This is a genomic window from Pseudoruegeria aquimaris (genome assembly GCF_900172235.1).
In the GTDB taxonomy this organism is placed as follows: Bacteria; Pseudomonadota; Alphaproteobacteria; order Rhodobacterales; family Rhodobacteraceae; genus Pseudoruegeria; species Pseudoruegeria aquimaris.
In genome coordinates, this window is record NZ_FWFQ01000013.1 from 38,744 (window position 1) to 58,666 (window position 19,923).

The following is a 19,923-nucleotide window of genomic DNA, read 5'->3' on the forward strand; positions in this document are numbered from 1 at the left end:
ACGGCGCTGTTCGAGGCCACGATGGTCTCTTCCGGGGGGATGACGAGCCGGCTGGACCGGCTTGAAACGCGCGGCCTGATCGAGCGTGCCCCCAATCCGGAGGATCGGCGCGGCACCATCGTCTCGCTGACGCAGGAGGGCAAGGCCCTCGCCGAAGCCGTGCTGCCCGAGCTGCTCGCCTGCCAGGCGCGCGCACTCTCGACCCTCAACGAACGCCAGCAGAAGCGGCTGGCGACGCTGCTTCCTGGGGTGATGCGCAGTGCGGCCGACGGGCTGCCCGAGGATCCGGACGACGCGGCCGGCGACTGATCCCGCCGGGCCGGGCCGCACGCGGCGGCCTTGCCCGCGCGGCCGTCAGCCCACGTGGAAGAGCGTATTGAACAGCTTCGGATCGAGGCTTTCGGAGGCGAAGGTACGCCCTTCCGTCAGTACGCTGACCGCATCGTGGCTGTGCAGGCTTTCCTGGTGGCTGGCAATGACGCGGAAATCCCCGATACGGGAGTCGGCGCTCAATTGCTCCGCGAACAGCCGCGCGGCATCTTCCACGAAGATCGGATTGGCCGCGTTCAGTTCGGCGAAGGCCTGTTCGTCCTCGCGCTTCACCATCACCTGCGTTTCCGTGGGCACGGCGGCGCGGCAGAGATCCACCAGATCCTCGAACCAGAGGCAGGGCTGGCCGGCCGCCAGTTCGACGGAGATGCGCGCCACGGAGCGCTGCGAATGAGGCGTGGCAAGCTGGCCGCGGAACTGGCGGGCGTGCTCGGACAACTCCAGCGAACAGGGGCAGGTGGAGGAATAGACGTAATCCAGATGCACCATGCGGCGACGGACACCGTCGACCTCCACCAGTTCCAGCGCGATGTCGTAATATTGAAAGCCTTCCAGCCCTGAGCGCAGGGATTTGACCTTCAGAGGAAAGGAAAAGCGCATCTGGATGCGGGCGTCGAAGCTTTCGAGATCGGCCTTGTAGTCGTCCAGCGCGGCCTCGATCACCTCGAAGCTGAAGGTGCGCTCGGCGTGCTTGTAGAAGGTGCGCATGATGCGCGACATGTTGATGCCCTTCTTCTCGGCCTCCAGGCTCACCGTGCCGGTGACCGAGGTTTCGAGCGTCACGTCGCCGTTGTCACGGGTGTGGAAGCGGATCGGCAGGCGGAAGTTGGAGATGCCCACGTGCTGGATGGCGCGGCGGGCGCCCTTGATCAGGCTTTCGGGGCCGTTCTGGAGATCGGGCAGCGAGGCCTTGTAGGCGTCGTCCACCCGGAACTCCTCGGGGTAGGCCCGCGCGAGAGCGGGGTAGTTTGGGCGATCGCCGGAGGGCAGCAGCCGGGACACGCTCGGATCGAGTTCCGCGACCTCGGTGTAGCTGGCCTTCGCCGCCCAGTCGCGCAGCGTCGCGAGCGCCTTCTCGGCCTCCTCCCGCGTGGGCGTTTCATGTTGCCGAGACACCTGCATGTTCATGGCTTTTCCCTCACGTTTCCTGCGTGCAGGTCACTAAGCTAGGCAGGTTGTCGCAGGTTTCCAACTTTTATTGCCGGAAAAATGCGACATCCCGGCGCCGATCGCGCCCTAGATCGCCTCCAGCGCTTTTTCCAGATCGGCGATCAGATCGGCGGTGCTTTCGATCCCCAGCGAGATGCGCACGAGCCCCGGCGAGATGCCGAGCGCCTTCTTCTGATCTTCCGGCAGGCGCTGGTGGGTGGTGGTGGCCGGGTGGGTCACGAGGCTCTTGGCGTCGCCGAGGTTGTTGGAGATCGTGAAGATCTCGAGCGCGTTCAGGAAGCGGAAGGCCCCCTCCTGCCCGCCTTCGACCTCGATCGACACCACGGTGCCGCCCTTCTCCATCTGCGCCCGTGCGATGTGGCACTGGGGGTGGCTGTCGAGGAAGGGGTAGAGCACCGTCTTCACCTTCGCGTGCCCCTCCAGCGCCTGCGCCACGGCCAGCGCGCTTTCGGCCTGCGCGCGGCAGCGCAGTTCGAGCGTCTCCATGCCCTTCAGCATCACCCAGGCGTTGAAGGGCGAAAGCGATCCGCCGGTGTGCTTGAGGTAGGGTTCCAGCGTGCCGCGGATGAACTCCTTCGTGCCCAGCACCACGCCGCCGAGGCAGCGCCCCTGCCCGTCGATGTGCTTGGTGGCGGAATACACCACGACGTCCGCGCCGTTCTCGAACGCGCGGGAGAAGACGGGCGTGGCAAAGACGTTGTCCACCACCACCAGCGCGCCCTTGGCATGGGCGATCTCGGAAACGCTTTTCAGATCAATGACTTCGAGCGTTGGGTTGGAGACGGTTTCGAGGAAGACGGCCTTGGTATCCTCGCGCACGGCCGCGCGCCATTGATCCAGGTCGGTGCCGTCCACGAAGGTGACTTCCACGCCGTAGCGCGTGAGGATCTCTTCGAGGATGTAGAGGCAGGAGCCGAAGAGCGCGCGGGAGGCGACGACGTGATCGCCGGCCTTCAGCATCGACACCAGCGCGCCGTTGACGGCGGCCATGCCCGAGGCCGTGGCGAAGGCGTCTTCCGCACCTTCCACCGCGGCGATGCGCTCTTCGAACATGCGCACCGTGGGGTTGCCGTAGCGGGCGTAGATGAATTCGTCCTCGCCGATCTCGATGAAGCGGGCCTCCGCCTGCTCGGCCGTCTCGTAGACGAAGCCCTGCGTCAGGTAGATGGCCTCGGCCACTTCGCCGTACTGGCTGCGCCGGGTGCCGGCATGGACGAGTTTGGTGCGCGGATTCCAGTCCTTGCTCATTGTCTTCTCCGTTCGCCCCGCCAGCCGCGAGGCACAAAAAAACCCCCACCGCGATGATCGAGCGTCGGGGGTTCGGCTGTGCGCAATCCCAGACCTCTTTAGCGGCATGTTTAACGTGGCCCGCAATCCGGTGAACAAATCGCCACGATGGGGGACGGATAACCCTGTGGGGGCAAGGCGTCAAGGGTTGCTCTCAAGTGCGAAGCGTTCGCCCGGGCGGACGCGGCCTGCCGCTGGCGCGACAGGCCTAAAGACAGCCATTCTCTTGCACAGCTCCAAAAAAAGGGCATTCTGCTTCTCAGGAAGTGTGCCCGATGCCAGCCCTGCGATACGCAGGGCTTTTTTGTTGCGCAATCCTCTCAACATTTACCCAATACAGGAAACGCATGACAGTTTACCAATTCTGGTTGCTGATCGAGCGCACGGGCCTTTGCAACAGCCTCATAGTAGGGCTGTTTGCGATCGCCCAGCTTCTGAGAAATCGGTAACCCATCCTATCGCTCGCTGTGCTTCGCGTGCAGCGGTGGCGTCTTGGCAACTCTTTCCAGTGGACTGACACCGCGTGCCTTCTGCCCGCAATCATCTCAGCCGTCACTGTGCCGTAACCTGCCCTTCATGCTTGCGTCGCATCATGGGCCTAACCGCTGGACACGAAGATGTTGTGCGGAGGGCGACGATGCCTCTTACCCAGATCAACCTCACCCCGGACGCCCTGCTGGATGCGGGCGGCAAGCTCCTGGAGCGGGGCGCGCTGCGGGCGATGCTGGCGCGGGCGCCCGAAGGGCCGGTGGTGATCCTGCTGCACGGCTACAAGTTCTCCCCCTTCCACGGTGACGCCTCCCCCCACGGCCACATCCTCTCCGCCGCGCCGCGCGCGCAGCGCCGGGCGATCAGCTGGCCGCGCCACCTCGGCTTCACCGGCGCGCGGCCGGACGAGGGCCTGTGCCTCGCGCTCGGCTGGCACGCGCGCGGCACGATCTGGCAGGCCTACCGCGCCGCGGAGGCCGCGGGGGCCGGCCTCGGGCATCTGCTCTCCGAGCTGCACCAAATCGCCCCGGATCGCCCGGTCACCGTGATGGCGCACAGCCTTGGAGTGCGGGTCTTTCTCTGCGCCCTTTGCACGGCCTCCGCCGGCAGCGTCGCCCGCGCCGTGCTGCTGAGCGGCGCCGAGTTCCGCGATGTCGCCGCCCGCGCCATGGCGCATCCGGCCGGGCGCGCGGTGGAGGTGCTCAACGTCACCAGCCGGGAGAATGCCCTGTTCGACCGGGCGCTCGAACGGCTGCTCGCCCCGCTGAACCCCTTCCGGCGCAGCCTCGGCCCCGGCCTCGGCGGCTGCCTGCCCAACTGGATCGACCTTCGAATCGACGATCCGGCCACGCTCCGCGCCCTGCGCGGGCTCGGGTTCCCGGTGGCGCCGCCGCAGAAACGCGTCTGCCACTGGTCCAGCTACCTGCGGCCGGGCCTGTTTCCGCTCTACCGCGCCTACCTGCGCACGCCCGCGCGCCTGCCCCATGCCACGCTCGGCGCCGCCCTGCCCCCGCCCGCGCCGCGCCGGTCCGGCCGCCGGTTCCCGGCGCCGGCCTTTTCGCTGCCGCGGAAGCGGTGGCTTCAGGGCGAATAACCCGCGGCGGCGGCAACCGGCGCGCCACGCCCGGCCCGCGCGCCGCGGCGCTTCACAGCCTCACCCCTCGGGCCACTCCGACTGCCCCTCCAGCCAGCCCCGGAAGGTGGCCAGCGGCTGAGCATCGGCCTGATCCTTCGGCCAGACGAGGTAGTAGCCGCCCATGTTCGGGCCCTGCCCCGCATGGGCCAGCGCCAGATCGCCGGAAGAAAGATACTTTTCAGCAAGATACCTCGGAAGTAGCGCGAGGCCCAGCCCGTGGGCCGCCGCCTGCGCCATGGTGGAGAACTGGTCGAACAATGTGCCCTGCGGCTGCAGCGCCTCCACCCCCTGCGCCGCGAACCAGCGTTCCCAGGCGTCGGGGCGGGTTTCGAGATGCAGGAGCGGCAGGCGGGCCAGATCCTGCGCCCGCGTTCCCGCCTCCGCCAGAAGGCTCGGCGCGCCCACCGCCACCACGTCTTCGCGCATCAGCGGCAGATACTCCACGCCCACCCAGTTCCTATGACCAAAGTGAATGGCCGCATGGAAGCCCTCGCTGGCGAAATCGAAAGGCCGCAGCCGCGTCGAGAGATTGACGGTGACTTCCGGGTGGCGCGAGGCGAAATCCTTCAGGCGCGGGGCCAGCCAGTGCATCCCGAAGGTGGGCAGGATCGCCAGATCGAGGCTGCCGCCGGTCGGGTTGGCCTTCAGCTTGAGCGAGGCCTGCGCGATCTGCTGCAACGCCTTGCGCACCTGCCGCACGTAGTCCACGCCTGCCGGCGTGAGCGCCAGCTTCACCCCGTCGCGCAGCACCAGCGCCACGCCCATCTGCTCCTCGATCTTCTTCAACTGCCGGCTCACCGCGCTTTGGGTCAGGTTCAGTTCCTCGGCGGCGGCGGAGGCGCTGCCCAGCCGTTCGACGGCCTCCAGCGCCATCAGGGCGGAGATCGAAGGCAGGAAACGGCGCGGCGCGAACATATGAGTTTTCCTCATGGCTGTGGATGGAATCTCACTAGCCTCTCCGCCGCCGCCATGCAACGAGGGCATGGCTGCCGCGGCTTGCGATTCCGCATGCAAGGCGCCAGTCTGTGCCACGCCCGCCGACCGGGCAACTGCAAGGAGAGCCCGATGAACGATCAGCCCCCCCGCCTGCGCGCGAAAGATGCCCCGGGCCTTGCCGGCTTCAAATGGGAGGACGCCTTCCTGCTGGAGGATCAGCTGTCCGAAGAGGAGCGGATGCTGCGCGACGCCGCCCATGCCTTTGCCCAATCCACGCTGCAGCCGCGGGTGACGGCAGATTACGAGGCCGAAGCCAGCGATCCGGCGATCTTCCGCCAGATGGGCGAAGCGGGCCTGCTGGGGGCGACGATCCCCGAGGCATACGGCGGGCTGGGCGCGGGCTACGTCACCTACGGCCTGATCGCGCGGGAGATCGAGCGGGTGGATTCGGGCTACCGCTCCATGATGAGCGTGCAAAGCTCGCTGGTGATGTATCCGATCTACGCCTACGGGAGCGAGGCGCAGCGGCAGAAATACCTGCCCAAGCTGGCCAGCGGCGAATGGATCGGCTGCTTCGGCCTCACCGAGCCCGATGCCGGATCGGATCCGGCGGGCATGAAGACCCGCGCCGAGAAGACGCCCACCGGCTACCGGCTCACCGGCTCCAAGATGTGGATCTCCAACAGCCCGATCGCCGATGTCTTCGTCGTCTGGGCGAAATCCGAGGCCCACGGCGGCAAGATCCGCGGCTTCGTGCTGGAGAAGGGCATGAAGGGGCTTTCGGCGCCCAAGATCATGCACAAGCTTTCGCTGCGCGCCTCGATCACCGGCGAAATCGTGATGGACGGCGTGGAGGTCGGCGAAGAGGCGCTGCTGCCGCATGTCGAAGGGCTGAAGGGTCCCTTCGGCTGCCTCAACCGCGCCCGCTACGGCATCAGCTGGGGCGTGATGGGGGCGGCGGAATTCTGCTGGCACGCCGCGCGCCAATACGGGCTGGACCGCAGGCAGTTCGGCCGTCCGCTGGCGCAGACGCAGCTGTTCCAGCTCAAGCTGGCCAACATGCAGACGGAGATCACGCTGGGGCTTCAGGGCGCGCTGCGCGTCGGCCGGCTGATGGACAAGGCCCGCGCCGCGCCCGAGATGATTTCGCTCATGAAGCGCAACAACTGCGGCAAGGCGCTGGAAATCGCCCGCCATGCGCGCGACATGCATGGAGGCAACGGAATCAGCGCCGAGTTCCAGGTGATCCGCCACATGGTCAACCTCGAAACGGTGAACACCTACGAGGGCACCCACGACGTGCACGCGCTGATCCTGGGCCGCGCCCAGACCGGCCTGCAGGCGTTCTTCTGAGCTCGATGCCCCCTCGGCGGCCCCTTGCGAACCTCTGGCAGGAGAGCGCGGCGGAGACGTTCCGCGCCCCCGCGCTGGTGGAGGACGCCGAGGCGGATCTGCTCATCATCGGCGGCGGCTACTCGGGCTGCGCCGCGGCGCTTGCGGCCGCACAGGCCGGAGCGAAAGTCGCGCTGCTGGAGGCACGGACCATCGGCCACGGCGGCTCGGGGCGCAACGTCGGGCTGGTGAACGCCGGGCTCTGGATGCCGCCGGAAGAGATCAACGCCGCGCTAGGCATCGCCGCCGGCGAAGCGCTGACCGCAACGCTGGCGCAGGCGCCGGACCGGGTGTTCAACCTGATCGAGACCCACGGCATTTCCTGCGAGGCCACGCGGGCGGGCACGCTGCATTGCGCCCACGGCCCGGCCGGGCTGAAGGATCTCGAAAGCCGCCATGCCCAGCTGTCCGCCCGAGGGGCGCCCGTGCGGCTGCTCGATGCGGCCGAGACGGCGCGGCGCACCGGCAGCCCCCGGTTTCCGGGCGCGCTGTTCGATCCGCGCGCCGGCACGATCCAGCCACTGGCCTATGTGCGCGGCCTTGCGCGCGCCGCCACCGCCGCGGGCGCGCACATCTACGAGCACAGCCCCGCCGTCCGCCTGACCCGAAGCGCGGGCGCGTGGCAGGCCGACACCGCCGGCGGCACCCTGCGCGCCCCGCGCCTTCTGCTGGCCACCAATGCCTATCACGCCGCCACCGGGGGGCAGCCCGCCCCGGCCCATGTGCCGGTGCATTACTTCCAGCTCGCCACCGCGCCGCTCGGCGACAGGGGCGCCGCGATCCTGCAGGGCGGTGAAGGCGCCTGGGACACCGCGTTGGTGATGTCCTCCTTCCGGCGCGACGCGGCCGGGCGGCTGATCATCGGCGGCATCGGCAGCCTCGAACACGGTGCAGGGATCGCCCACCGCGACTGGGCCGCGCGCAAGCTGGCACAACTCTTTCCCGCCCTCGCGGGCACGCCGTTGCACCACGCCTGGCACGGGCGGATCGCGATGACGGGCGATCACGTGCCGCGCATCCTGTCGCTCGGGGAAGGCGCGCTGGCGCTCTTCGGCTACTCGGGCCGCGGCATCGGCCCCGGCACCGTCTTCGGCGAGGCCGCCGCGCAGGCGCTGGTGTCGGGAGATGCTTCGGCGCTGCCCCTTGCCCCGGTGGAGCACCATTCGGAGCCCGCCGCGGGCCTGCGCGCGGCCTGGTACGAGGCCGGGGCCACCCTCACCCACCTGCTGGGCGCACGATTCTAGCCCCCGCCGCTGTCAGTCACCGGCGCGCAGCTGACGCAGGCGGGAGCGCTGCGCGGCCTCCACATGGGCGCGCATGGCGGCCTCGGCGCCGTCCTGATCGCGATTGCGCAGGGCGGCCAGCACGGCCTCATGTTCCTCCACCGCCTCCCGCGCCCGCGCCGCGCGGCGCAGGGTGGAGGGCCCGAGGATCATCAGCGTGCGTTCAAGCCCCTCCATCGAGCGCGCCAGGTAGCGGTTCTTCGCCGCCTGGGTGAGTGCGGCGTGGAACTGCCGGTTCAGGGCATAGGCGCGCGCGGCCTCCTCCACGGCGCCCGCCATCTCGGCGTTGATCTCGGCCAGGTCGGCGATCTCGATGTCGGAGGCCGCGCGCGCCGCCAGCCGCGCGGCGGTGCCCTCCAGCACGACGCGCATCTCGTAGAGCTCCATCACCTCGGCGTAGTCCAGCCGGCGCACCGCCGCCCCGACACGGGGCACATGCGCCACCAGCCCCTCGGCCTCCAGCTGGCGGATGGCCTCGCGCACCGGCGTGCGGCTGATCCCCAGCCGCGCGGCGATCTCGGTCTCGCGCAGGCGGTCGCCGGGGCGCAGCACGCCGCTGCCGATCTCGGCCAGCAGGCGGGCGTAGGCGCCCTGCCCCTGCCGCGTCTCGCCCGGAGCGCTCTCCGTCATGGCGGATCTCCTGCCCTTGTCAAATTGCATACAGCTGGATACAAGCGGATTCTCACCAGGTCAATGCCCGGAGCCCGCCCGTGTTCGCCTTCTTCACCCCGGCCCGTTTGCGCACCGCCCTGCTGGCGGCGCTCGGCGCCGCCGCCTTCCGCCTGCTGGGGCTGCCGCTGCCCTTTCTCTTCGGGCCGATGTGCGCCTGCCTAATCGCGGCGCTGGCCGGGGTGCGGCTTCAGGGCTTCGGCCAGATCGCCGCCGGCGCGCGCACCATCCTCGGCGTGGCCGTGGGGGCCTCGATCACGCCCGAGGTGGCGCACCAGATCCCGCAGATGGCGCTCTCGGTCTCGCTGGTGCCGGTCTACGTGGCCATCATCGCGCTGATCGGCGTGCCCTTCTTCACCCGCATCTGCGGCTTCGACCGCGTTACCGCCTACTACGGCGCCATGCCCGGCGGCCTGCAGGACATGGTGATCTTCGGACAGGAGGCCGGCGGCGACGTGCGCGCGCTCTCGCTGCTGCACGCCACCCGCGTGCTGATCATCGTCACGGTGGCGCCGCTGCTGATCACCGGCGTCTTCGGCGCCTCGCTGGACAACCCGATCGGCGCCCCGGCGCGCGAGGTGCCGCTGCAACAGCTGGCCCTGATGGCTGCGGCGGCGCTGATCGGCTGGAAGGGGGGCGAGAAGATCGGCCTTTTCGGCGCCTCCATCCTCGGCCCGATGATCCTGACGGCGGCGCTTTCGCTGGCGGGGCTGATCCACATGCGGCCGCCCGCCGAGGCCGTGCTCACCGCGCAGTTCTTCATCGGCATGGTGATCGGCGTCTACTACGTGGGGATCACCTTCCGCGAGCTGCGGCAGGTGGTGCTTTCTGGCGTGGCCTTCGTGCTGATCCTCGCCGCCCTCGCCACGGCGATGGCCGAGATCGTGGTGCTGGCCGGACTTGCCCCGCCGCTGGAGGCCTTTCTCGCCTTCGCGCCCGGCGGGCAGGCCGAGATGACGGTGCTTTCGATCGTGGCCGGCGCCGACCTCGGCTTCGTGATCGTGCACCACCTGACGCGGATCATCGTGGTGATCCTCGGCGCCCCGATCGCCGCGCGCCGGCTGGTGCCCGGGAATAAAGGCCGCGGCACCGGCCGCGACCTCTGACGCCTGGCGCGCCTATTTGCGGCCGGTGATCCTGCCGTTGGAGACCTTGCCCTGCGGATCGGTGAAGCGGATGCGGCTTTCGTCCTCCACCATCTGCTCCACGGTGTAGCAGGTGATCTCGCTCGAAGGCGGCCACTGCGAGCAGTATTTGCCGCCGTTCACCGTCCAGTGGCCCAGCTGCTTTTCGCCGGTGTCCCAGATTGTGTCGCCCGAGGAGAGGAACTCCTGCCGGGCGGCGATGTATTCCACGCTGGCGCCGGCGAGCACCGCGAGGATCTCGTTTTCGCCCAGTGTCTTCCACTCCGCGGCGAAGCCCGTTGCCGGGGCCAGTGCCAGAACCGCTGCCAGAATAGCCTTCACGCCTACCTCCATGATCTTGTCGCTGCGCGGGGTTCAGTCTATGAGGAGCCGCGCGCCGCCACAACGCTGAAAGGTTCCCCATGATCCCCCGCTACGCCCGCCCCGAGATGGTCGCCATCTGGTCCCCGGAAACGAAGTTCCGCATCTGGTTCGAGATCGAGGCGCATGCCTGCGATGCCCAGGCCGACCTGGGGGTGATCCCGCGCGAGAACGCCGAGGCCGTGTGGAAGGCCAAGGACGTGGAATTCGACGTCGCCCGCATCGACGAGATCGAGGCCGTCACCAAGCACGACGTGATCGCCTTCCTCACCCACCTCGCCGAGCACGTGGGCAGCGAGGAAGCCCGTTTCGTGCACCAGGGCATGACCTCTTCGGACGTCCTGGACACCTGCTTCAACGTCCAGCTCACCCGCGCCGCCGACCTGCTGCTCGCCGGCCTCGACAAGACGCTCGCCGCCCTGAAGAAGCGCGCGTTCGAAACCAAGGACATGATCCGCGTGGGCCGCAGCCACGGCATCCACGCCGAACCCACCACCATGGGCCTGACCTTCGCCCGCTTCTACGCCGAGATGGACCGCAACCGCGCCCGCCTGCTGGCCGCGCGCGAGGAGATCGCCACCGGCGCCATCTCCGGCGCGGTGGGCACCTTCGCCAACATCGATCCGGCCGTGGAAGCGCATGTCTGCGCCAAGATGGGCCTGAAGCCCGAACCGATCAGCACGCAGGTGATCCCGCGTGACCGCCACGCGATGTTCTTCGCCACGCTGGGCGTCATCGCCTCCTCGATCGAGAACATCGCCATCGAGATCCGCCACATGCAGCGCACCGAGGTGCTGGAAGGCGCGGAATTCTTCTCGATGGGCCAGAAGGGCTCCTCGGCGATGCCGCACAAGAAAAACCCGGTTCTCACCGAGAACCTGACGGGCCTCGCCCGCCTGGTGCGCATGAGCGTGATCCCGGCGATGGAGAACGTCGCCCTCTGGCACGAGCGCGACATCTCCCACTCCTCGGTGGAGCGCGGCATCGGCCCCGACGCCACGGTGACGCTCGACTTCGCCCTGCACCGTCTGGCCGGGGTGATCGACAAGATGCTGGTTTTCCCCGAGAACATGCTCGCCAACATGAACAAGTTCCCCGGCCTCGTGATGAGCCAGCGCGTGCTGCTGGCGCTCACCCAGGCCGGCGTCAGCCGCGAGGACGCCTACGCCATGGTGCAGCGCAACGCGCTGAAGGTCTGGGAAGAGCGCGTGGACTTCCGCGAGCTGCTGCTGGCCGACCCGGAAGTCGTGGCCGCGCTCGGCGAGGATGGCATCAACGAGAAATTCGACATGGGGTACCATACGAAACACGTGGACACGATCTTCCGCCGTGTCTTCGGCGAAGGGTGATCGCGCGCCCTTTTCGTGCTAGGTTGTCCTCCATCAAACAGCGATGGAGGCACCGACATGAAGTTGAAAGGCCTGTTGTTCGCCGCGCTTCTCGTCCTCCCGTCCGCAGCAGCCGCCGCCGGCTGCGGGGCGGGGCACGAAATGGGCGCATCCTCCTGCCCGCCGGGGCAGGTCTGGGACGGCGACAGTCAGCAATGCATCTCCGGAGCGTCCAGCTGAGGCTGGCGCGGACATTCGTCCGGTTCAAAGATCAGACGGCCTGCGATCATCGCGGGCCGTTTGCTTTTGGGCCGCCTGGTTTTGGCGGTCTGACTTCTGGAAGGGCGCCATCCCGGTCATGGCGGCGCTCAGGCCCCGGCCTCCGGCCCGGCGTCGGAAGTGGCAACGGGCGGCAGGCTTTCCGTCCACTTGCGCAGCTCGTCCAGAAAGCCCAGCGCCGTGCGGCCGAGATCGGTCAGATGGTAGTGCACCGAGACGGGGGCCGTATCCATCACCTCGCGGCGCACGAGGCCGCGGGCTTCGAGCTGGCGCAGCCGCTCGGTGATCATCTTCTTGGAGGCCCCGCCGATCATCCGGCTCAACTCGTTGAAACGCACCGGGCCATCCTTCAGGTGCCAGAGGATCGACCCGGTCCACTTGCCCCCGATGATCCGCATGCCGCTTTCGATCGCGCAGGGCACCGCGCAGGGCGCGCCCCGGACCGTCTGCCGACGTGTCGCTGCCTCATCCTTCATGGCCGGCTCCTTCTTCGCCCCGACGCGCGGGGATACTAGGTTACAAAAAGTAAACTGGTTGCATTTCCTCTCTTAATGCACAACTTCGGGCGTGACACGCGATTTTTCAATTTTCGACCCGATAGAAGGTGTTCGCCATGCGCAACGTCCTCATCCTCAACGGCACCCACCCGACGCCCCATGCGCCGGGCCGGCTCAACCGCGCCTTCACCGAGCGCGCCACGGCCTGGCTCACCGCGCGCGGCCATGACGTGCGGCAGACGATCGTCGCGGAAAAATATGACATCGACGCGGAAATCGAAAAGCATCAATGGGCCGATACGGTGATCGCCCAGTTCCCGGTGAACTGGATGGGCGTGCCGTGGACCTTCAAGAAATACATGGACGAGGTCTATACCGCCGGGATGGACGGTCGGCTGGCCACCGGCGACGGCCGCTCCGCGCAGGCGCCGGATGAAGACTACGGCATGGGCGGGCTGCTGGGCGATACCGGCTACATGCTGTCCGTCACCTTCAACGCCCCGCGCGCGGCCTTCGACAACCCCGCCGATGCCTTCCTCCAGGGGCGCAGCGTGGATGACCTGCTGGGCCACGTGCACCTGACCTACCGCTTCCTCGGGTTGCGCCCGCTGCCGAGCTTTTCCGCCCACGACGTGGTGAAGAACCCGCAAATCGAGGCGGATTTCGCCCGGTTCGACGCCCACCTCGCACAGGTCTTCAAGGAGAGCGCCCATGTCGCGGCCTGACATCCTGCTCTACACCGCCAACACGATGAACGGCTGGAAGCCCCTGATCTTCCTGCATGAAGCCGAGATCGACTACGAGCTCGTGCCGGTCGATCTGGGCAGGAAGGAGCAGAAGGCCCCGGCCTACCTGAAGCTCAACCCCAACGGCCGGATCCCGACGATCGTGGATCGCGGCAACGGCGATTTCGCGGTCTTCGAAAGCGGCGCGATCCTGTGGTATCTGGCCGAGAAATACGATCGCTTCCTCAGCCACGATCCGAAGGAGCGCTCCGAAACGCTGCAATGGCTGATGCTCCAGATGGGCGGCATCGGCCCGATGATGGGCCAGGCGATGTTCTTCCAGCGCATCGCCAAGCCCAACGGCGACGAGGTGCCCTACGCGATCAACCGCTACGTGGCCGAGAGCCGCCGCCTTCTGGAGGTGCTCGACACCCGGCTTGCCGGGCGCGACTGGCTGGTGGGCGACGCCATGAGCATCGCCGACATCGCCACCTACCCCTGGGCGCGCAGTTACTTCTGGGCCACGGTGAGCGTGGACGGCCTGCCCCACCTGCAGCGCTGGTTCGACAGGCTCGACGCCATGCCCCGCGTGCAGGCCGCGCTGCAACTGCCCGAACCGCGCCCCTCCGTCTTTGGAGAGGGCGACATCACCGCCGCGGCGCAGGAAAACGCCGCCCGCTTCAAGGATCAATGACATGACCCAGCCCATCCGCGTGGACATCGTTTCGGATGTCGTCTGCCCGTGGTGCGTCGTCGGCTATCGCCAGCTCGCCAAGGCGGCCGAAGAGACCGGCATCCCGCTCGAAGTCCAGTGGCACCCGTTCGAACTGAACCCGCAGATGCCCGATGAAGGCCAGAACCTGCGCGAGCACATCATGGAGAAATACGGTTCCACCGCCGCGCAGTCGCAGGCGGCGCGCGACAGGCTCACCGAGCTTGGCGCGGGACTCGGCTTCACCTTCGCCTTCACCGACGACATGCGCATGGTCAACACCTTCCGCGCCCACCAGCTGATCCACTGGGCCGCGGCGCAGGGCAAGGGGCACGCCATGAAACAGGCGCTCTTCACGGCCTATTTCACCCATCGCGCCGATCTCAACGACGTGGCGGTTCTGGCAGCAGAGGCCGGGAAGCTCGGGCTGGACGCCGCCGCCGCGCGCGCCGTGATTGAAAGCGGCGAACTCGCCGACGAGGTGCGCGAGGCGGAGCGGTTCTGGACGCAGCAGGGCATCACCGGCGTCCCGGCGATGGTGTTCCAGCGCCGGCACCTCGTGACCGGCGCACAGGGAGAAGAGACCTACGCCCGCATCCTGCGCCACCTCGCCGAAGCCCCGGCGGCCTGAGGCCATCGGCAAGGGGCTCACGAAAGCGTGAGTGGATCGCGGCGCCGGCAGCGCCATGCTCTTGGGCAGTGGTTGATCCAGTTTCACGGAGTCCTTGTCATGGCACATGCCCCTTCCCGCGCCCTCGCGCTTCGCGCCCCCGCATCCCGCCCTGCCCTCGCCCTCGCGCTCGGCGCAGGCCTCCTGCTCGCCCCGCTTCCGCTGCTGGCCGCCGGCAGCAGCAGCAGCGATGTCTCCGCGCCGAAATGCGAGAACGGGCAGGTCTGGGACGACAAGTCCGAGAAATGCGTGGACGCACAGGACAGCCGGCTCGACGATGACAGCCGCTACGAGGCCGTGCGCCAATACGCCTACGCCGGCGAACTCGATGCGGCCCTCGTGGCGCTGGCCGCCATGAGCGACCAGCAGGACGACCGCGTGCTCACCTACCGCGGCTTCATCGCCCGCAAGCAGGGCGACGCCGAAACCGCCAATGCCTTCTATCAAATGGCCCTGCGACAGAATCCCGACAACATCCTCGCCCGGTCCTACATGGGGCAGGGTTATGCCGAGGCCGGCCGGATGGAGCTGGCGCAGGCGCAGCTTTCCGAGATCCGCAAGCGCGGCGGGCGCAACACCTGGGCCGAGGTCTCGCTCCGGCTCGCCATCGGCTCGGGCAAGGGCTTCTCCTACTGATCCCGCCCCGCGCGGGCCCCGGCGGCACATTCGCGCCAAACCGGGGCCTTGCCGCTTGTGAAGGCCGCGCGCCCGGCTTATCTCTGGCCCCCTGAAACGCAGAAGCTGGAAGCGGGCCATGGCCAGGAAACGCAACGATCTTGCCGACAGGATTGTGGATCTCGTCGCCCGGGGCATCATCGGCGCGGCGCGGCTGCTGCCCTATCGGGCGCGGGTGCAGACGGTGGGCTGGCTCACCGCCCATGTGATCGGCCCGCTGGCGGGCTTCCCCAAGCGGGTGCGCGCCAACCTCGCCTACGTCGGGCTCGACCTGCCCGAGGCCGAGATCCGGCGCCTCTGCCGCGAGGTCTCGCGCAATGTCGGGCGCAACCTGATCGAGATGTATTCCACCGAGGAGTTCAAGGCCCATGCGGCGCGGACGCCCGTCGAGGGGCCGGGCACCGAGGTGCTCTTCGCCGCGCGGGACGCGGGCCGGCCGGTGGTGATCGTGACGGCCCATTTCGGCAGCTACGACGCCGCCCGCGCCGCGGTGGTGGCCCGCGGCTGCCGCATCGGCGGCATCTACAAACCGATGAGCAACCCCCATTTCAACGCCCATTACGTGGACGCGCTCAGCGCCATCGCCAAGCCGATGTTTCCGCGCGGACGCAAGGGGCTGGCGGAGATGCTGAAGTTCCTCAAGGGCGGCGGCATGGTCGGGCTGCTGATCGACCAGGACATTTCGAGCGGCGCCACGCTCTCCTTCTTCGGCAAGCCGGCGCGCACGCCCCTCTCGGCCGCCGAAATGGCGCTGCGCTACGACGCGCCGATGATTCCGATCTTCGGCATCCGCAAGGAGAATGGCGTGGATTTCCGGCTTGAGGTTCAGGCCCCGATCCCGCCCGGCTCACCGGAGGAGATGACCCAGGCCTTCAACGACCGGCTGGAAACGCTGGTGCGCGAGAACATGGACCAGTGGTTCTGGATCCACCGCCGCTGGGAAGCGCTCAAACCGCGCCCGAAGAAGAAGGCGCCGGCCACGACGCCTCCTGCCGAAACGCCTCCTGCCGAAACGCCCCCTGCCCCGGATCGAAGCTGAGGGCCGGGCGTGGTCAGTCCACGCGGACGGCGGCGAGGATCTCGCCGAAGCCTTCACGCTGGATGATGACGGCCGCCGGCTCCTCGCCCTCGGCCTGCGCCTGAAGCGTGAAGGGCGCGCTGCCATCCCACATCGCCACTGGCATCCAGCTGCGCACGATGTTGGTGTAGGTGAGCTTGCGCCCGGCATTCTCGCCCCGGCCGATCTCCACCGTGGCGGTGGGCAGGAAGCGCACGAGCTGCACCACCATGTCCCCGCCGAGCCCCGGCGCGGCCTCGGCCCGGATCGAGATCGCGTTGCCGGCGCGGCTGGCCCGCAGGTCCACTTCCCGCCCGTCCTCGGCGTGCAGCCGGATCAGCGCTTCCACCTCGTCGGGCTTGTTGCCGACCACGTGCTCGGCACCGTCGATCACCATCTGAGGGGTGTAGATCATCCGCTTTCCCGCGGCGCGGGCATAGGCCTTCTGGCGCGCGGTATGGGCGGGATTGGCGAAGATGTCCTTCCAGCCGATGTAATCCCAGTAGTCCACGTGCAGCGCGAGGGCCAGCACGTCCGGGCGCTTGGCAAGCTCGGTCAGAAGCGCGTCCGCCGGCGGGCACGAAGAGCACCCCTGCGAGGTGTAGAGCTCGACCACCACGAGGGGCGTGCCCGCGCCTTCATCGGCGAAAAGCGCCCCTGTCGCCGCGAGCCATGCCCCCGCGAGCCATGCCGTGAACATCTTCATCCGTGACAAATTCCCCAATCGATCTTTGCCCCATATCTAGCCAAGCCCCTGCCCGAAAGCCAATCAACGAAACGCGAGCGCGCGCCCGGCGCGGCTCATGGCGGCGTGATCGGCAAAATTGGCATACAATAGTATACATATATTGCCGCACCCCCTTGCGCGACGGACGGCGATCAGGCAAAGGGTGCCCAGCAAAACCCTTTCACCATTGAGGGAGGCCAAGCCCCATGACCGTTACCGTTGGTACTGATACCGCCAAGACCCGCAAGACGCTCAGCGTCGGCGGCAAGAGCATCGACTATTACTCCATCCCGGCCGCACAGGCCGCCGGCCTTGGGGATTTCTCCAAGCTCCCGGCCGCGCTGAAGGTGGTTCTCGAAAACCTGCTGCGCTTCGAAGACGGCGGCTTCTCCGTCTCCGTGGACGACATCAAGGCCTTCGGTGAATGGGCCGAGAACGGCGGCAAGAACCCGCGCGAGATCGCCTATCGCCCGGCCCGCGTGCTGATGCAGGATTTCACCGGCGTTCCGGCCGTGGTGGACCTCGCCGCGATGCGCGACGGCATCAAATCCCTCGGTGGCGACCCGGAAAAGATCAACCCGCTGAACCCGGTCGATCTCGTGATCGACCACTCGGTGATGATCGACGAATTCGGCAACCCGCGCGCCTTCCAGATGAACGTGGACCGGGAATACGAGCGCAACATGGAGCGCTACACCTTCCTGAAGTGGGGCCAGAACGCCTTCAACAACTTCCGCGTGGTGCCGCCGGGCACCGGCATCTGCCACCAGGTGAACCTGGAATACCTCGCCCAGACCGTCTGGACCGATACCGACCAGAACGGCGTTGAAGTGGCCTACCCCGACACGCTCGTGGGCACCGACTCCCACACCACCATGGTCAACGGCATGGCCGTTCTCGGCTGGGGCGTGGGCGGCATCGAGGCCGAGGCCGCCATGCTGGGCCAGCCGATCTCCATGCTGATCCCCGAAGTCGTGGGCTTCGAGCTGACCGGCGCCATGGTCGAAGGCACCACCGGCACCGACCTCGTGCTGAAGGTCGTGGAAATGCTGCGCAAGAAGGGCGTGGTGGGCAAGTTCGTGGAATTCTACGGCGAGGGCCTCGACCGCCTGCCGCTGGCCGACCGCGCGACCATCGCCAACATGGCCCCCGAATACGGCGCCACCTGCGGCTTCTTCCCGATCGACGCCGAAACCATCCGCTACCTGCGCAACACCGGCCGCGACGAGGCCCGCATCGCGCTGGTGGAAGCCTACGCCAAGGAAAACGGCTTCTGGCGCGACGAGAACTACGCCCCGGTCTACACCGACACGCTGCACCTCGACATGGGCACCATCGTGCCGGCGATCTCCGGCCCGAAACGCCCGCAGGACTACGTGGCGCTGACCGACGCAAAGGCGGCCTTCCGCAAGGAAATGGAAGAGACCTTCAAGCGCCCGATGGGCAAGCAGGTTCCGGTCAAGGGTGAAGACTACACCATGGAGAGCGGCAAGGTCGTGATCGCCTCGATCACCTCCTGCACCAACACCTCCAACCCCTACGTGATGATCGGCGCCGGCCTCGTGGCCCGCAAGGCCGCGGCCCTCGGCCTGAACCGCAAGCCCTGGGTGAAGACCTCGCTCGCGCCCGGCTCCCAGGTGGTGTCCGCCTACCTCGAAGCCGCCGGCCTGCAGGACGATCTGGACAAGATCGGCTTCAACCTCGTCGGCTACGGCTGCACCACCTGCATCGGCAACTCCGGCCCGATCCAGAAGGAGATCTCCGAAGCCATCGCCGAGGGCGATCTCGTGGCCACCTCCGTGCTGTCGGGCAACCGCAACTTCGAAGGCCGCATCAGCCCCGACGTGCGCGCCAACTACCTGGCCTCGCCGCCGCTGGTGGTGGCCTACGCGCTGGCCGGCACGCTGGACATCGACCTGACCAGCGAGCCGATCGGCCAGGACAAGGACGGCAATGACGTCTACCTCAAGGACATCTGGCCGACCTCGCAGGAAGTGGCCGACCTGGTGGAGAAGACCGTCACGCGCGAGGCCTTCCAGGCCAAATACGCCGACGTGTTCAAGGGCGACGAGAAGTGGCAGGCGGTGGAGACCACCGACCAGAAGACCTACGACTGGCCGGCCAACTCCACCTACGTGCAGAACCCGCCCTACTTCCGCAACATGAGCAAGGAGCCGGGCACGATCTCCAACATCGAAGGCGCGAAAGTGCTGCTGGTGCTGGGCGACATGATCACGACCGACCACATCTCCCCCGCCGGTTCCTTCAAGGAGACCACCCCGGCCGGCAAATACCTGCTGGAACGTCAGGTGCCGCCGCGCGAGTTCAACTCCTACGGCTCCCGCCGCGGCAACCACGAGATCATGATGCGCGGCACCTTCGCCAACATCCGCATCAAGAACGAGATGCTCGATGGCGTCGAAGGCGGCTACACCAAGGGCCCGAACGGCGAGACGACCTCGGTCTTCGAAGCCTCGATGGCCTATCAGGAGCAGGGCACCCCGCTCGTGGTCTTCGGCGGCGAGCAATACGGCGCCGGCTCCTCCCGCGACTGGGCGGCGAAGGGCACCGCGCTGCTGGGCGTGAAGGCCGTGATCGCGGAGAGCTTCGAGCGCATCCACCGCTCCAACCTGGTGGGCATGGGCGTGATCCCCTTCGAGTTCACCGGCGGCGACACCCGCAAGACGCTGGGAATCACCGGGGATGAAACCATCTCGATCCACGGCCTGGACAGCATCCAGCCGCTGCAGGAAGTGAGCTGCGACATCACCTACGCCGATGGCACCACCAAGACGATCACCCTGAAGTGCCGCATCGATACGGCCCCGGAGATCGAGTACATCGAGAACGGTGGCGTGCTGCACTACGTGCTGCGCAAACTGGCCAAGGAAAGCTGATCTGGGCGCCAAGCCTCTGAAACAGAAGGAAAGCCCCGGGCCATACCCCGGGGCTTTCTTGTGCGCACTGGCCAGTCCGGCGTGCATCTTGATGCCGCAATTCGCCTCAAAGGTGTCACATTTCGGCGCCCTCCGCCCCATTTCCGCCCCAATTCGGAAA

General features: G+C 67.7%; 19 protein-coding genes and 1 riboswitch. Of the genes, 12 read left to right on the top strand and 7 right to left on the bottom strand.

Annotated elements, in window-relative coordinates; genetic code table 11:
• The first annotated feature begins 6 nt into the window (after window positions 1-6).
• Window positions 7-309 carry a MarR family winged helix-turn-helix transcriptional regulator gene (locus tag PSA7680_RS18840; protein WP_275936527.1) on the top strand — a complete coding sequence of 101 codons (303 nt, stop codon included), beginning with the start codon at window positions 7-9 and terminating at the stop codon, window positions 307-309.
• 45 nt (window positions 310-354) lie between these two features.
• Here the strand turns inward: PSA7680_RS18840 and folE2 are convergent, their stop codons facing one another.
• Both folE2 and metZ read right to left on the bottom strand, forming a co-directional pair.
• Window positions 355-1,458 carry a GTP cyclohydrolase FolE2 gene (gene folE2 / locus PSA7680_RS10240; RefSeq protein ID WP_085868618.1) on the bottom strand — a complete coding sequence of 368 codons (1,104 nt, stop codon included), beginning with the start codon at window positions 1,456-1,458 and terminating at the stop codon, window positions 355-357.
• A gap of 108 nt (window positions 1,459-1,566) precedes the next feature.
• Complete coding sequence (metZ, locus tag PSA7680_RS10245) at window positions 1,567-2,748, bottom strand: O-succinylhomoserine sulfhydrylase (RefSeq protein WP_085868619.1); 1,182 nt, start codon at window positions 2,746-2,748, stop codon at window positions 1,567-1,569.
• 77 nt (window positions 2,749-2,825) lie between these two features.
• A riboswitch (SAM riboswitch) is annotated at window positions 2,826-2,904 on the bottom strand.
• A gap of 520 nt (window positions 2,905-3,424) precedes the next feature.
• Between metZ and PSA7680_RS10250 the strand changes: the two genes are divergently transcribed.
• A complete protein-coding gene (locus PSA7680_RS10250) occupies window positions 3,425-4,369 on the top strand; it encodes an alpha/beta hydrolase (RefSeq protein WP_085868620.1) in 945 nt (314 codons plus the stop codon).
• Between the two features lie 60 nt (window positions 4,370-4,429).
• Here the strand turns inward: PSA7680_RS10250 and PSA7680_RS10255 are convergent, their stop codons facing one another.
• On the bottom strand, window positions 4,430-5,326 hold the full coding sequence (locus PSA7680_RS10255) for a LysR family transcriptional regulator (RefSeq protein ID WP_085868621.1): 897 nt from the start codon (window positions 5,324-5,326) through the stop codon (window positions 4,430-4,432).
• A gap of 150 nt (window positions 5,327-5,476) precedes the next feature.
• Between PSA7680_RS10255 and PSA7680_RS10260 the strand changes: the two genes are divergently transcribed.
• The gene (locus tag PSA7680_RS10260; RefSeq protein ID WP_085868622.1) at window positions 5,477-6,700 is read left to right on the top strand and encodes an acyl-CoA dehydrogenase; all 1,224 of its coding nucleotides are present in this window, start codon (window positions 5,477-5,479) and stop codon (window positions 6,698-6,700) included.
• 5 nt (window positions 6,701-6,705) lie between these two features.
• Entirely contained in the window at window positions 6,706-7,983 is a 1,278-nt protein-coding gene (locus PSA7680_RS10265; protein WP_085868623.1) for an NAD(P)/FAD-dependent oxidoreductase, read from the top strand.
• A 12-nt stretch (window positions 7,984-7,995) separates the two neighbouring features.
• On the opposite strand, the gene PSA7680_RS10270 is transcribed toward PSA7680_RS10265, so the two are convergent.
• Window positions 7,996-8,652 carry a GntR family transcriptional regulator gene (locus PSA7680_RS10270; protein WP_085868624.1) on the bottom strand — a complete coding sequence of 219 codons (657 nt, stop codon included), beginning with the start codon at window positions 8,650-8,652 and terminating at the stop codon, window positions 7,996-7,998.
• An 80-nt stretch (window positions 8,653-8,732) separates the two neighbouring features.
• Between PSA7680_RS10270 and PSA7680_RS10275 the strand changes: the two genes are divergently transcribed.
• The gene (locus PSA7680_RS10275; RefSeq protein ID WP_245824580.1) at window positions 8,733-9,797 is read left to right on the top strand and encodes an AbrB family transcriptional regulator; all 1,065 of its coding nucleotides are present in this window, start codon (window positions 8,733-8,735) and stop codon (window positions 9,795-9,797) included.
• A 12-nt stretch (window positions 9,798-9,809) separates the two neighbouring features.
• Here the strand turns inward: PSA7680_RS10275 and PSA7680_RS10280 are convergent, their stop codons facing one another.
• Window positions 9,810-10,157: a hypothetical protein gene (locus PSA7680_RS10280; RefSeq protein ID WP_139838615.1), complete on the bottom strand. Its 348-nt coding sequence runs from the start codon at window positions 10,155-10,157 to the stop codon at window positions 9,810-9,812.
• Window positions 10,158-10,237: 80 nt separating this feature from the next.
• Here PSA7680_RS10280 and purB point away from each other — a divergent pair, with 80 nt between their 5' ends.
• Complete coding sequence (gene purB, locus PSA7680_RS10285) at window positions 10,238-11,545, top strand: adenylosuccinate lyase (RefSeq protein WP_085868626.1); 1,308 nt, start codon at window positions 10,238-10,240, stop codon at window positions 11,543-11,545.
• 347 nt (window positions 11,546-11,892) lie between these two features.
• On the opposite strand, the gene PSA7680_RS10290 is transcribed toward purB, so the two are convergent.
• Window positions 11,893-12,279, bottom strand: coding sequence for a winged helix-turn-helix transcriptional regulator (locus PSA7680_RS10290; protein WP_085868627.1), 387 nt, complete (start codon window positions 12,277-12,279; stop codon window positions 11,893-11,895).
• A gap of 137 nt (window positions 12,280-12,416) precedes the next feature.
• On the opposite strand from PSA7680_RS10290, the gene PSA7680_RS10295 reads away from it, so the two are divergent.
• The 5 genes from PSA7680_RS10295 to PSA7680_RS10315 all read left to right on the top strand — a co-directional run bounded on the left by PSA7680_RS10295 (window position 12,417) and on the right by PSA7680_RS10315 (window position 16,121).
• The gene (locus PSA7680_RS10295) at window positions 12,417-13,025 is read left to right on the top strand and encodes an NAD(P)H-dependent oxidoreductase (RefSeq protein WP_085868628.1); all 609 of its coding nucleotides are present in this window, start codon (window positions 12,417-12,419) and stop codon (window positions 13,023-13,025) included.
• Window positions 13,012-13,719 (top strand): glutathione S-transferase family protein, encoded by a 708-nt coding sequence (locus tag PSA7680_RS10300; RefSeq protein WP_085868629.1) that lies wholly within the window; start codon window positions 13,012-13,014, stop codon window positions 13,717-13,719. The genes PSA7680_RS10295 and PSA7680_RS10300 overlap by 14 nt, the downstream gene beginning before the upstream one ends.
• 1 nt (window position 13,720) lies before the next feature.
• Window positions 13,721-14,368, top strand: a complete 648-nt coding sequence (locus tag PSA7680_RS10305) for a DsbA family oxidoreductase (protein WP_085868630.1) — start codon at window positions 13,721-13,723, stop codon at window positions 14,366-14,368.
• 99 nt (window positions 14,369-14,467) lie between these two features.
• The gene (locus tag PSA7680_RS10310; RefSeq protein ID WP_139838616.1) at window positions 14,468-15,043 is read left to right on the top strand and encodes a tetratricopeptide repeat protein; all 576 of its coding nucleotides are present in this window, start codon (window positions 14,468-14,470) and stop codon (window positions 15,041-15,043) included.
• Between the two features lie 118 nt (window positions 15,044-15,161).
• Window positions 15,162-16,121, top strand: coding sequence for a lysophospholipid acyltransferase family protein (locus tag PSA7680_RS10315; RefSeq protein ID WP_085868631.1), 960 nt, complete (start codon window positions 15,162-15,164; stop codon window positions 16,119-16,121).
• A gap of 13 nt (window positions 16,122-16,134) precedes the next feature.
• Here the strand turns inward: PSA7680_RS10315 and PSA7680_RS10320 are convergent, their stop codons facing one another.
• Window positions 16,135-16,839, bottom strand: coding sequence for a DUF1223 domain-containing protein (locus tag PSA7680_RS10320; protein ID WP_370738547.1), 705 nt, complete (start codon window positions 16,837-16,839; stop codon window positions 16,135-16,137).
• A 233-nt stretch (window positions 16,840-17,072) separates the two neighbouring features.
• Between PSA7680_RS10320 and acnA the strand changes: the two genes are divergently transcribed.
• Window positions 17,073-19,763 carry an aconitate hydratase AcnA gene (gene acnA / locus PSA7680_RS10325; protein ID WP_085868633.1) on the top strand — a complete coding sequence of 897 codons (2,691 nt, stop codon included), beginning with the start codon at window positions 17,073-17,075 and terminating at the stop codon, window positions 19,761-19,763.
• Window positions 19,764-19,923 lie beyond the last annotated feature (160 nt).